At 44.6% G+C, this 13598-nt stretch carries 11 protein-coding genes and 1 pseudogene; 11 read left to right on the forward strand and 1 reads right to left on the reverse strand.

Annotated elements, in window-relative coordinates; all coding sequences use genetic code 11:
* Positions 1-78 precede the first annotated feature (78 nt).
* The gene (locus IH879_10305; protein ID MCH7675329.1) at positions 79-273 is read left to right on the forward strand and encodes a hypothetical protein; all 195 of its coding nucleotides are present in this window, start codon (positions 79-81) and stop codon (positions 271-273) included.
* Positions 270-1199, forward strand: coding sequence for a nucleotidyl transferase AbiEii/AbiGii toxin family protein (locus tag IH879_10310; GenBank protein ID MCH7675330.1), 930 nt, complete (start codon positions 270-272; stop codon positions 1197-1199). The genes IH879_10305 and IH879_10310 overlap by 4 nt, the downstream gene beginning before the upstream one ends.
* 88 nt (positions 1200-1287) lie before the next feature.
* On the opposite strand, the gene IH879_10315 is transcribed toward IH879_10310, so the two are convergent.
* Positions 1288-2727 carry an MBL fold metallo-hydrolase gene (locus IH879_10315; protein MCH7675331.1) on the reverse strand — a complete coding sequence of 480 codons (1440 nt, stop codon included), beginning with the start codon at positions 2725-2727 and terminating at the stop codon, positions 1288-1290.
* 414 nt (positions 2728-3141) lie between these two features.
* Here IH879_10315 and IH879_10320 point away from each other — a divergent pair, with 414 nt between their 5' ends.
* The 9 genes and pseudogenes from IH879_10320 (at position 3142) to IH879_10360 (ending at position 13409) form a co-directional block, all read left to right on the forward strand.
* Positions 3142-4731, forward strand: coding sequence for an FMN-binding glutamate synthase family protein (locus IH879_10320; protein ID MCH7675332.1), 1590 nt, complete (start codon positions 3142-3144; stop codon positions 4729-4731).
* 338 nt (positions 4732-5069) lie between these two features.
* Positions 5070-5277: pseudogene (locus tag IH879_10325) on the forward strand (hypothetical protein).
* 34 nt (positions 5278-5311) lie between these two features.
* Positions 5312-5866 (forward strand): transposase, encoded by a 555-nt coding sequence (locus IH879_10330; protein ID MCH7675333.1) that lies wholly within the window; start codon positions 5312-5314, stop codon positions 5864-5866.
* Positions 5867-5996: 130 nt separating this feature from the next.
* Entirely contained in the window at positions 5997-6677 is a 681-nt protein-coding gene (locus tag IH879_10335; GenBank protein ID MCH7675334.1) for a hypothetical protein, read from the forward strand.
* 348 nt (positions 6678-7025) lie between these two features.
* Complete coding sequence (locus IH879_10340) at positions 7026-7703, forward strand: FecR domain-containing protein (protein ID MCH7675335.1); 678 nt, start codon at positions 7026-7028, stop codon at positions 7701-7703.
* Between the two features lie 21 nt (positions 7704-7724).
* On the forward strand, positions 7725-10322 hold the full coding sequence (locus IH879_10345; GenBank protein MCH7675336.1) for a hypothetical protein: 2598 nt from the start codon (positions 7725-7727) through the stop codon (positions 10320-10322).
* A gap of 137 nt (positions 10323-10459) precedes the next feature.
* Positions 10460-12529: an adenylate/guanylate cyclase domain-containing protein gene (locus tag IH879_10350; GenBank protein ID MCH7675337.1), complete on the forward strand. Its 2070-nt coding sequence runs from the start codon at positions 10460-10462 to the stop codon at positions 12527-12529.
* A 63-nt stretch (positions 12530-12592) separates the two neighbouring features.
* On the forward strand, positions 12593-12784 hold the full coding sequence (locus IH879_10355; protein ID MCH7675338.1) for a hypothetical protein: 192 nt from the start codon (positions 12593-12595) through the stop codon (positions 12782-12784).
* Positions 12785-12848: 64 nt separating this feature from the next.
* Positions 12849-13409, forward strand: a complete 561-nt coding sequence (locus IH879_10360) for a hypothetical protein (GenBank protein MCH7675339.1) — start codon at positions 12849-12851, stop codon at positions 13407-13409.
* Positions 13410-13598: the final 189 nt, after the last annotated feature.

Genomic DNA, 13598 nt, shown 5'->3' on the forward strand with positions numbered 1-13598 from the left:
CCGCCTCTTAATGTCAGCTATTTTTCGGGATTATCGTTTATCTATGGTATTCAAGAGCGTGACATTAATGGCGTAACCATGAAAATTTATAGTCCTGCGAAAACCGTTGCTGATTGCTTCAAATTTCGGAATAAAATTGGTCAAGACGTAGCTATCGAGGCCCTTCGGGAAACCTGGCGTCAGGGCAAGGCGTCAATGGATGAACTTTGGGAAGCCGCCAAAGTATGCCGTGTCGCGCGAGTCATGCGGCCTTATCTTGAGGCAATTGTGTGAGTCCGCCAACTCGTAAAAATGTTGCTCATTCCGTACTTGAAAGGTTGCGAAACAGGACGAAAACGAATAAGGATGATTTCAATCTTCTTCTTCGCCGCTACGGAATGGAACGTTTCCTGTATCGACTTAGTGTCTCCTCTCATGCCGAGAACTTTATTCTGAAAGGAGCAAGCCTCTTTCTGGTGTGGAAAGGACAGAGTTACCGGGTGACCAGAGATGCGGATTTTTTACTGCTTGGACGCATGGATATAAATACGGTCACTGCTATTTTTAGAGAATTGTGCGCAGTTGACTCGCTCAAAATGGACGGCATTTCTTTTTCCCCGGAATCCGTCAAATGCGTTTCCATACGCGAAGAGAATGTGTATGGCGGCCTGAGAGTGACATTTACAGGAATGCTCAATAAGGTTCGCATACCCTTGCAGGTAGGTATCGGATTTGGAGATAAGATCACGCCTTCGGTAGAGAGGGTCGATTTCCCAACCCTGCTCGATGCCCCCGTGCCGAGACTTCGTGCTTATCCTCGATATTCAGTTGTTGCAGAAAAGTTTGAGACACTGGTTTCGCTTGGTATCTCCAACAGTCGGATGAAGGATTTCTTTGATGTATGGCTCTTGAGTAGACTGTTTGAATTTGACGGAGATATCCTCTGCGAGGCTATTCGAAAAACTTTTGAGCGTCGGGGGACCAGCTTGCCGGAAGATGTACCATTTGCTTTTACAGATGAGTTCAAAAAAGATGCGCAGAAAGAAACTCAGTGGAAGGCATTTGTTAAAAGAGCCAAGCCAGAGATACCAGATATAGAGGTAGCCAATCTCGATTCAATAATTGAGAACATCGCAAAATTTCTTTTACCGGTATCGCAGGCCTTACAGAGCAATGACTGTTTAAAACAAACCTGGTTAAAAGGTGGGCTCTGGTATTAGTTATTTGATATTCGGATTTTACGGTCAAATCTGCCTGTTTTTTTCAAAAAATCTTTGCCCCAAAAGCACAGAATTCCCTCTTAAGCGCCTAACCCACTATCACCTCACCCCCAGCCTTTTGCCACGCCTCATATCCGCCATCGAGCTGGGTGGCATCAAAACCGTGGCTTTGCAGCATGCCAGTCGCATAAGCGGAGCGCCCGCCGGAAAGACAGTACACGAGCAGGGGCTTGTCCCTGGGAATTTTATCCAATTCCGCGAGCAGTCTGGTGTGGGCGATGTTTATAGACCTGGGTAAATGGCCTGCTTCATACTCGTCGGCACGGCGAACGTCGAGGATTTGCACGCTTTCGTCATTTAGTTTATTTTTGATTTCAGTCATGTTTTTATATTTGGATTTTTGCAGCTCGCCGCCGTCGGCAGCATAAAGTCTCAAAGTTTCCGGAGTGGCGTAGCCGGCAATTTCATCCAAACCAACGTGAATCAAATCGATAACGGCTTCTTCGACCTGGTTTTCTGCAACGATTAAATAGATGGGTTTCCCCGGTTCAACATAAGAACCGGCGATGGTGGGAAACGCTGTGTTTAGGGGCGTGAACAGCGCGCCCGGCACATGACCCTCGGCAAAGTCCGGCCACAGGCGGGTGTCGAGCAGCGCAATTTCTTCCTTTATTATATTTTTAAGTTCGGCTGCATTTAATTGCTTCGGCTCAGGGAGTTTGCCAAGCAGCGCCGGGCCGTCACGATTTGCAACTTTCATGCGGCCAAAATAGAGCGGCGGTTCCGGCTGACCTTCCAGAATTGCTTTCACGAACTTCGTTTCTTCTCTGGCGAGACTAATTGCTGCATTAAATTTCTTTTCATAACCAACCGTGGACTGCGGTACCGCACCCAAGGCTTTGCCGCAAGCGCTGCCGGCTCCGTGGCCAGGCCACAATTGCAAATAATCCGGTAGGCCTTGAAATTTCTTAATCGATTGAAAAAGCACCTGCGCGGATTTTTCTTTAATCCCGGTTTGTCCCGCGGCAGTTTCCAGCAAATCCGGCCGTCCAACATCGCCGACGAAGACAAAATCGCCGCTGGCAATGCCCATCGGCTCTGAGGCCCCGCCGCCAAGGTCGGTGACCAGGTAACTCAAGTGCTCCGGTGTGTGCCCCGGTGTAAACACCGTCTGAAACTGAATGTTGCCCACTTTGAAAGTATCGCCGTCTTTTAATAATTGATGGAGGTAGCTGCCGCCGCCTTGTTTTTTATCAAGCCATTTGTAGCTCCAATCCGGCCCCCCTTCATCGGAAAGATAGAGTTTGGCTCCCGTGCGTTCCCCGAGTTCACGAGCGCCGGAAAGAAAATCAGCGTGGATGTGAGTTTCGGCGATTGCGTTTATTGTCATACTCTCACTTCGGGCAAGATCTAAATAACGGTCCACGTCACGCTGGGGATCGATGACAATTGCATCGCCGGTTTGCTGGCAGCCGATGAAATAGCAAGCTTGTGCGAGTTTACTGTCGTAAAGCATACGAAAGAGCATGAAGTGATTCTCCTTGATTTGAATTCCGTACGATTTTTCCAATCTGTAAAAAAAGATACAATCTTTTCCAAGAATTCGCAAGAAAATTTCCGACCTAATTGAAATGGGGTTGACTTATGATTCATTTTATGTTAAGTTTATTTTATTCAAATTCTCAATCATGCCTTATTTCAAAAGTACTTACAGGATGGAATGAATCCTCATTACCCAGCGCGGCAAAGCCGCACTGGCAAAAGTGAAACGTAAGATGTGAAACGTGCCTCTCAACATGGTATGTTGGAGAATGTGCGTCTCACGTTTGATTTTTCAGGTCTCACAAAAACCTTGACAAGAAAATATGTCATAAGTTTTGCAAAAAAATGCAAAAGGTCGTCTATAATAACATATTGACCCATTAATCAGAAGGGACTGAAAATGCGAAGGTTATTTCTCTTGAGTGTCTTTATGGTTTTAGTGCTTGTTGGGGGTATTGCGATTCTTTTTCGACCGATCTTATGGTCGATGGTGTTTTTGGGCCCGCTTATCATGATCGGTTTCTACGACTATTGCCAAAAACAGCATGCTGTTCTCAGAAATTTTCCCATTATCGGCCACATTCGGTATCTACTCGAAGCCATACGTCCGGAAATCGCCCAATACTTTATCGAAACGGAAACATCTGGGGTGCCATTTAGCCGTGAAGAGCGATCAGTGGTTTATCAACGTTCGAAAAGAGTACTCGATACCGTTCCCTTTGGTACGATAAGGGATGTTTATGAAGTTGGGTATGAGTGGGTGAATCATTCACTTAGCCCCTTGCACCTGGAACCGAAGGATTTGCGCGTGATGGTCGGAGGTCCGGAATGTAAGCAGCCCTATTCAGCCAGCCTGCTGAACATTTCAGCGATGAGTTTCGGCTCATTAAGCAAGAACGCGGTGCTGGCGCTGAACCAGGGAGCCAAAATGGGGAACTTTGCCCATAACACGGGTGAAGGCGGTATCAGCCCCTATCATCTGGAGGGCGGTGGCGATTTGATCTGGCAAATCGGTACCGGTTATTTTGGTTGCCGCAACCACGACGGCACATTTAACGAGGAAACGTTCACAAAACGGGCAACTCTGCCAAATGTTAAGATGATCGAAATTAAGCTTTCCCAGGGGGCCAAACCGGGCCATGGAGGTATCCTGCCTGCCGTTAAATTAACCAAAGAGATCGCTGAAATTCGTGACGTCCCCATGGGGCAAGACGTCCTTTCACCGCCTGCGCATTCTGCTTTTTCTACCCCGGTCGGCTTGTTGGAGTTTGTTGCGAAGCTAAGAGGTCTTTGCGGTGGGAAACCTGTTGGCTTTAAGCTCTGCCTGGGTAAACGGCGTGAATTTCTGGCGATCTGTAAAGCGATGATGAAAACAGGCATAACACCCGATTTTATTGCCGTAGATGGCGGTGAGGGAGGGACTGGCGCGGCGCCGCTTGAATTTACCAATAGTATTGGCGCTCCATTAATTGAGAGTTTGATTTTTGTTCACAACGCTCTGCTTGGATTTTCTCTGCGGGATAAAGTTCGGGTGATTTCAAGCGGTAAAATCTCATCTGGTTTTGGTATGGTCAAACATCTCGCCCTGGGTGCAGACATGTGTAATTCAGCCAGGGCGATGATGTTGGCGCTTGGCTGTATCCAGGCCCGACGGTGTAATTCCAACGAATGTCCCGTCGGCGTTACGACTCAGAATCCGCAATTGGTCGCGGGTCTGGTTGTTCGGGAAAAAGACAAACGAGTCGCTAACTATCAGGATGAAACAATTACCAGTGTGAGTGAAATCATCGGCGCTATGGGCATCGAAAGCCCGGAAGATTTGCACCCCTGGCATATCATGCGACGCACCAGCCCAACTGAGATAAAACACTATGGGGAGATTTACGAATTTTTAAATGCCGGGGACTTAATAAAGGATCCTCTGCCTATTTCTTATAAACGGGCTTGCCAGTCGGCCTCTGCTGAAACATTTCAACATGTGAATGCTTAAGAAGTGTAATTTCGTATTTGGAAATTGAACTTAAGTACAATTCCGAGTAACTATACAGCTATTGGCATTTAGCTGTTGGCCATTGTTCATAAATTGGTTGCACACCATGAGAGATTTTAGGACTCTGAATATTTTGGAAAGGTGGGATTGCGATCGTTTAACAAGTTTACCGATTGGCAGAATTCCTTTCTGCTTGCAGAAAAATATGGCTTACCTAAAATACGCGTTTGGCCATTAGCTTTTGGCCTTTGGCTCTTAATTTCTTGTAATTTATGTCGTGAATATCATTTCACCTGTTAGGTGATTTACAATTCCCTTTTCCTTTGTTTTCTATGGAGGATCCAACTGACAAAGCCCGCCACGACCAGATGGTCACCCTGGTCGAACGCATGCTGGAGCTGCACAAACAGCTCGCCGGGGCCAAAACCCCGCAAGTCAAAACCGTCCTCCAGCGCCAAGATCGAGGCCACCGACCGCCAAATCGACCGCCTGGTGTTCGAGTTGTACGACCTGACCGAGGAGGAAATCAAAATCGTGGAATCGTAGGGGCGACCGGCCCGGTCGCCCCTACCAGAATAAAATGAATGAATTTAAACCAAAATATGATCGTCGGTCCATTCGTTTACGGGAATATGATTACACACAACCTGGTGCATATTTTCTGACAATCTGTGTGCACGATAGGAAATCTGCGTTTGGAGAAATAGTGGATGGTCAAACGCGATTAAATGATTTCGGACAGGTAGTTGAAACCGAATGGTTCAAAACCGGGAAAATACGCAATAATGTGAAACTGCATCAGCATGTGGTTATGCCGAATCATTTTCATGGAATTTTGTGGATAACCGAAACGGTAGGGGCGACCCGCCGGGTCGCCCCTACATTGCAACCGAATTCACTGGGTTCCCTCATTGGACAATTCAAATCGATTGCCACCAAACAAATTCGCAAAATGGGTTTACACGAGTTCAAATGGCAACGCAATTATTATGAACACATTATTCGTCATGAGGATGAATTAAATCGAATTCGGGAATATATTATGTACAACCCGCGACGCTGGCAATTTGACCGGGATAATTTAAATGGCAGCGTAGATGAAATGGAAAAGAAATTCTGGAACGAATTTGAATGATAAACGGTAGGGGCGACCCGCCTCATAGTTTGGGTGGAATTTGTAGAATTCGTAGGGGCGACCCGCCGGGTTCGCCCCTACATCATAATCATCTGTTGACTTTTGCTCCCCCATAACCTACTTTTATTTCATGCCTGATATAAATATCGCCGACATGTTCATCTGGTATGTGGCGTTTTTGTTTTCGTTTACTGCTCACGAAGCGTCACATGCTCTGGCTGCTATGAAAGGTGGTGATTTAACCGCCTATCACGGGGGTCAAGTCACCCTGAATCCGATTCCACATATTATGCGTTCCCCCTTTGGGACAGTTCTCGTTCCAATTATCTCTTTTGTGATGGCGGGCTGGATGATCGGCTGGGCGAGCGCTCCGTACGATCCGCGTTGGGCAGCGAAATATCCCCGCCGCGCTGCCTGGATGGCTGCCGCCGGACCCGCTGCCAATTTTCTGATTTTTTTTGCTACTTTCATCCTCCTCAAAATAGGTTTGGCTTCCGGGGTGTTTTCCAAACCGGAGGTTTTCAGTTTTACCGGGCTCGTTGTTGGGAATGCCGGAATATGGGTCGGTTTGGCAAAATTGCTGAGCGTATTCTTGATTCTAAATCTAATTCTGCTGATCTTCAATCTGCTGCCCGTCCCACCTTTAGATGGAAGCGGTGTCATTACTCTTTTTATGTCCGCACAAACCGCTCTTAAGTTTACCAACTTTTTAAGCCAGCCAATGTACACTTTTCTGGGGATTGTGATTGCGTGGAGAATTCTGCGTTATATTTTTTGGCCAATTTTGATAATCGTTCGTTCTTTACTTTAATGGCGACGCCTAACTTGTTAGCGTAACTTTTCTTCATTTTTAACTATTTGATGTATCTTATTAAGTGTATTGGAGTGAGATATTTAGTTGTTTTTGTCGCACATTCGATGGCTCGGTTACCCACTACCGGGTTTTGGTATTCAATTTGCTTTGACTAAAATTGCAACCGCACGCTCTTCTCCAAATGAGGGCTGGATCTATGAAAACAATTTTAAAAGCGCTGACGGTTCTTTTGCTAATATCCTGGACGATCAGTGATTTTAACCAGACTGCAAAAATTAAAATCGAAATATTCCGGCTATTCAGTTGAATAGCTGAAAAATTTTGAGCTAAATTTTGAGGGATATTATGAAAAAATTCAATCATTCCGTTTTCATACTTTTAGTATGTGGAATGCTAATTTCTCCGTCTTTCTTGTCGGCAGATAATAAAGACATCGCGTTGGTTCTAAAAACCAAAGGAACTGTGGGGGTAAAAAATCCGGCACAACGGGGATATGTCAGAGCCAAACGTGGGAATCGGTTGGATGACGGTGAGACAATAAAAACCGGCAGAAACTCGTTCGCGGCCCTGATTTTCACAGATGACAAATCCCAGATCAAAATCCGCTCCAATTCCAGTGTGACGATTAGAGGCAAGCGGGAGAAAAAGGGTATCGTCAAGAGACTGACTTTGAGCTTCGGTCAAATTTGGGCCAAAGTCACCAGGCAAAAAACCGAGATGCGGATCGAGACAACGTCCGGAGTTGCCACGGTCAAGGGCACGACATTCAATTGTCTCTTTGAGGATAATAATTTCTTTGTTTATTGCCAGCAAGGGTTGATGGAAGTGGCTAATCAATTTGGAACCATGCGGGTAGGCGCGAATCAATTGGTGCAATTGACCCAGACTTCCGCTCCGCAACGGCTTCAGGTTGACCCGGACAGCATATTTGATTTAAGCGAAGAAGAAGATGGCTCAAAACTCAGAATTGAATTTGAAGATGAACAGGGAAATAAAAAGTCACTCATTCTCGATTTTAAGTAGAGATTCAAAAACAGAGGTATTATGAAGTTTAAGGCATTGGTAATTTTTGTAGGAATTTTAACTTTAGTTAAAGGGGGATTTACTCAAACCGGATCAATTATTCATGTTCCCGTTGCCTCGCAGCAGGCGAATAAAAAATTTTCCGTTGAAGCCAGAGTCGACGGCACGGGTGAGCGCGTCGTTTTCATGCGTCTCTATTTCAGGTCGGATGGCATAGAGTCCTTTGAATATACCGAGATGTCGGAAGGGATGTCGGGGTACATCGGGGAATTAGCGCCCTCGAGATTTGCACCGCCAAACCTGGAATACTTTATTTTAGCCCTGTTGACCGATCAGAAAGTAGTAACCTACCCAAAATTTAATCCTTACGGAAATCCAATGATTGTTCCCGTGACCGGCAGCGCCGATCCGGTTCAGCAAGCTGAGGAGCCTATACCGCTGCTTCCGGATCAACCGCGAGCCGAGTTTATTCCTGAGCTTGCACAAAAAGACACTCGTCCTATTGACCAGTTCGATGAATTGTCACCGGTTTTGGTTCTAAGCCCTGAAATTGGCGAGAGCTTCAATGCCGGCGAGGAAGTCGTCATCGCCGTATCCTTTCTGGCGGATCAGGACCCTGTCGATTTGAGCAGCGTCATACTTTCGATCGACGGACTGAACGTAACCCAGGATATTGAAATAACCGAGAATTTACTAACTTACGGCACCACCGATCTACAACCCGGTGAGCATCAGGCGATGGTGCAGGGTTATTTTACTTCGGGTATTCCACTGCCCGCGGCGGTGTGGACATTTGAAGTGCTCAGTACAAGCAAGAAGAGAAGGGTCGTATCTTCAAGCTTTCGCGGAAGAGTTTTCGCTGAAACGCGGCATGAAAATTTCAGCGGCGTTGGGTTCAGCGATAATAATGTTGGCGGATATCTTTCCGGCCAGCACGGTTTCGCAAAGTATGACGCCCGCGTGTTTGTTACAACGCGTGAGAACGGACAATTCCAACCCAGAAATCGATTCTCGTTCGGTTTAGATCTCGGTATTCTCGAAGCTAGAGTGGGCGATATCTACCCACGATTCAATGATTTGATCTTGTGGGGGAAAAGGGTGCGGGGCATCCACGGTAGGCTTAAACTTGGATTGATAAATTTTGATTTCATAACCGGACAAACGCTGCGCGCAACCCCCGCCACAATACAGGTGGTCGTTGATACTTCCGGCAACCCGCTTTTGAATATCACCCTTCAGGACTCAACCGAGCTTATTCCCACGGCTACGTTTAAACAAAATCTTATAGGCGGCCGAGTGAGTTTTGGCAGCGGAAGAAATTTTCAGCTCGGGATAAATGCTCTCAGGGTCAGAGACGACATTGATTCTGTAAAGCCAGGGGATTTCACTTCCTTGCCACAGGATAACCTGGTTGCCGGCGCCGATTTACTCATTGCTTTCGATAATCGGCGTTTTGAGATTCGAGGTTCAGTGGCAGCCAGTCTTCTTTCAACCGATATTACCGGCGGCGCTTTGACGAAACAGGCGATCGAAGATCAGTTTGATGTTGATTTGCCATTTGATCCCGCAGATTTTAGCAAATATTTTATCATTAATGCCAGCACAACGCCGCTCGACCCCAGAGACCTGACTTCCGTCGCTTATAATTTCAGCGTTCGGTTTAATTATTTCAGCAATAATTTCCAGTTCGGTTACAAGACCATCGGCGGAGAATATGTCTCATTAGGCAATACGATTCTGCGAAATAATTTACAGGGATTTTATTTCCGGGACCGAATGCGTTTGTATAAGAATAAAATTTATTTGAACCTTGGCTTTGAAAATTACAATGATAATTTTAAACCAAAAGACAATAACGCAACCACTAAATTGCAAACCTTGAGTTACGGTTTATCTCTTTTCCCCGGTGGCGGCTTCCCGAATTTGACTGTGAGTATGCGGGAACACTATAGAGACAATAATGTGGATACCGTAGCGGTTGATCTTTCCCAGGTCGGGGCACCAATAATTACGGATACCCGGGAAAATAACAAGACCAATGATTTGACTGTGCAGTTAAACTACGATGTGAATTTGTTAAATGTCAATCATGCAGTTTCGTTAAGCTTTATCACATCCGACCGCAACGATCGTTTTAATCTTGACCCGTTTAGAATTCAAGCCGGAATTCCTTCAACCGAGACTTCATCAAACGTGCAGGTAGTTTCCGTAAGAACGACCTACCAGGTTCCGTTGACAACGACTTTTAATTTTGCACGAAATGACAATAATTTTTCAGCCGGGCTGAATACATTCAATTTCAAAATGTTTGGAGCAAGAGCAGATTATCATTTCATGAATCGCAAACTGCAAACCTACTTCGGTACAAATTATACCGCCGCAACCGGAATAGCAGCGCTCGACACCGTAACTTTTACTTCAAAGACAGACTACAAACGCCTGCAGTTTAACCTGGGCGCAAGATTTGAAATCAGGCCGGGTCATTCTATTTTTATGGACACCAGCCTCATTAATTTTAGTGACAACGGTGGCACCTTCGATACAACCACCGGTGCTTTTACGCCTAATCCTTCCTTTACCGACCGCATTTTCCGCCTCTATTACGAAAAGCGATTTTAGAACTTTTTTACCGAAAGTGAGTTTAAGGAGGCAGGTTTTTTTTGACCTGTCTCTCTTTAACTTAATTCTATATGGATTTTCCGTTTAAAGAATCTTTTCAAAAATTGTGGAAAAGTAAGTGGCCTTTTGGTGGCATCGTGGCATTTCTTGCTGCGATACTTACGTTAGTGCTTTCGCTTTTTCCTCAATTCGAAAACTTTGAGCTGGACAGTTACGACTTCAGATTTGTGATACGGGGTGCGCAGGACACAGAAGAGGACAATATCGTAATTGTGGGAATCGACGAACAAAGCATCATCGGTTTACAGCGATGGCCCTTTCTACGATCTGACCACGCCCAAGTCATTTTGAACTTGTTTGACGCCGGAGCAAAATTAATTATACTCGATATTGAATTTACAGAACCTGCCAAAAATACCAGGCAGGATATGATTCTTGGCGGCGCTATTCGAAGAACCAGAAATGTAATTTTGGCCGGAAAAATGGTGACCGAAGAATTCTCCGGAAGGGACACCCGAAATATTTATCCATTGCCACCGGAAAAACTTTTTTTGGACGCGGGTGCGCATTGGGGACTCGCAAATATCGATGAAGATCCCGATGGGTTTATTAGAAGATATTTGCTTTTTCAGGTGCACAACGAACGACGCTATTATCCGCTAAGTCTTTATGCCTACTTACTTCTACAGAATGATCCTGACATAACCTCGAAGATTACAGATTATGGCGACGAGTTTGAAATCGGCGACCTTAGAATTCCAAAAAGAGATTTTTTCAATATGCTGATTAACTTTCGCGGTCCGGCGAAATCTTTCCCCACTTATTCATACACGGATATTATCGATGATGCTAAATTCAAATTACCTAAGGAAGACGATGATACAGATGTTTTTGAATTGCATAAATTGGGAGGGACTTTCAAAGATAAAATCGTGTTTATCGGAGCGTCTGCTGAGGAGCTGCAAGATACCAATTTTACGCCATTTTTTGGCTCCGGGGGAGTGAAAACTAAAATGCCAGGAGTCGAGGTGCATGCCAATGCTCTCAGCACCTTGTTGAGAGGAGATTTTATTTCTTCCCAAAGCAAGTGGTCTGCAATTTTAATGGTTTTTGTCATGGCTGCGGCTTCAATGGTGATTACAAAATGGCTCAAACCTTTTCGAGGTTTGTTTGTCGTGATGGCTTTGATTTTGGGTTATTTTCTCTGGACGGCTTTTGCTTTTAGTAAGCTGCAGCTTTGGGTGGAATTTGTCACCCCGATGACGGCCATTGTTTTAAGCTACATCGGCAATGTCGTGCATCAGACTCTGACCGAACAGCGGGAAAGGATCAGAGTGAAGAAGTCCTGGGAACATTTTATGTCGCAGAGTGTTATCGACGAAATGCTGGACAAGGGAGAATTGCCCAAATTTGGTGGTGAACGAAGGGAATTAACCGTGCTCTTTTCCGACATTCGCGGTTTTACAACTTATACCGAAAGTCACAAACCAAATGAGGTGGTTAATGCCCTGAACGAATATTTAACCGAGATGGTAGATGTGATTTTTAAAAATAACGGCACCCTCGATAAATTCGTCGGCGATGAAATCATGGCTGTTTATGGCGCCCCGCACTATTTTAAGGAACATGCCGAAAAAGCCTGCATTACCGCTTTGGAAATGGTGAAAAGGCTGCGGGCTTTGCAAAGGAAATGGTCCGCGAATAACCAGGACTATTTTCAAATTGGCATCGGCATTAATTCCGGGAAAATGATTTTGGGCAATTTAGGCCCTTCGCAGCTTTTTGATTACACGGTAATTGGCGATGACGTCAATTTGGGCGCCCGTTTGGAAGGAGCCAACAAACAGTACGGAACGACCATCACCATCAGTGAATTCACCCAAAGAGCTGTGAGAAGAAAAGCCAAAGTGCGGGAATTGGACGTAGTGCGAGTCAAGGGAAAGAATAAACCCGTAAGAATTTTCGAGCTGCGCGGCATGGGCTCTTTGGCTTCAATCGAACAGGATATGGTTATCGATGTTTATACTCTAGGGTTAAATTATTATAAGCAGCTAAAATTTTATCAGGCCTTAACCGAGTTTAAGCGCGTTCTCCGCTATTTCCCCACCGATGGCCCAACCCGCGTTTATATTAAGCGCTGTCTGGATTTTATCGAAAATCCTCCCCCCGAAAACTGGGATGGGGTCTATGAGTTTACGACGAAGTAAAACCGATTCCACTGGGCAGGACGGCCGATTATTGCACCTGACTTGCCAGATATTGTGGAAGTCTTGAATGAACGAAACTCAGCGCTTGTGGAACGAGATAATCTGGATTTAGCTAAGAAAACCATTCGAAAGATTTTTGAGAATCAGTCAAGGGCATGCTCGCTTGCAAATCAAGCTTTGTTAGATTCACAAAATTTTACCTGGCAGAGTCGAGCAAAAAGAATTATCAATTTCTTGGAAGAAGTATATTCGTGAGTGGACAGTAATGTTAACAACAAATTGGTTTGTAAAAAAGCAACTGACTTAGGAGTGGTCAATATTGAAAAAAATTATTATTCTGGTTATTTTTCTATTCGGAAATATTGATATATTTGCACAACCCGTGGCATCAAATATTAAAAAACCAAGAACTCTTCAAGTTGGAGCCAATATTTCGACCTTAACTACAACCAAAGCTTTTTTTCTTAGTCCAAGTGTCGTTTTTGAATATGGACGTAGTTCTGTTTATTTGGGCCCCAATTTAGGGATTGATTACCTGCATTCCACACAAAGCTTGGGTTTGCATCTGCATTTCCAATTCTATCCTAATCCAAAACAAAAGCGCATTGACTTCTACTTTTCCTTTGATATGCAATGGATTAAATTTAAGAAAGAAGAAACTTTCTTTGATATCAAAACCAATTACATTCAAAATACGATGGGATATGGGTTTAAACTTAGAATTTATCATAAATTGTATTTCAATCAGAATTTTGGATTGGGTTTTGTATATGAAAGAAAGCATTATAATTATCATAATGAGCCCAACCTTGAAGGTAGCCGGGTAAATAAATTTAGTGTGACGGGGTTATTGAAGTTTGGAATAGGGTATGAGTTTTGATGAATTAAAAACGATTCCTACCGGCCATTAGTATATGTATGATACTTTATAAAAAAGGGACTATGAGTCAGAGATTTGTTACTTGTTTTTGTCTAATAGTATTTATTCTTACGCTAGCAACCGGGTGTGATAATTTAGCTATCTTAAGTCCAAAAGAAAGGACTAGGGCCTTTTATCTAAATATCAATT

The sequence above is a fragment of the candidate division KSB1 bacterium genome (genome assembly GCA_022562085.1).
Taxonomy (GTDB): domain Bacteria; phylum Zhuqueibacterota; class Zhuqueibacteria; order Oceanimicrobiales; family Oceanimicrobiaceae; genus Oceanimicrobium.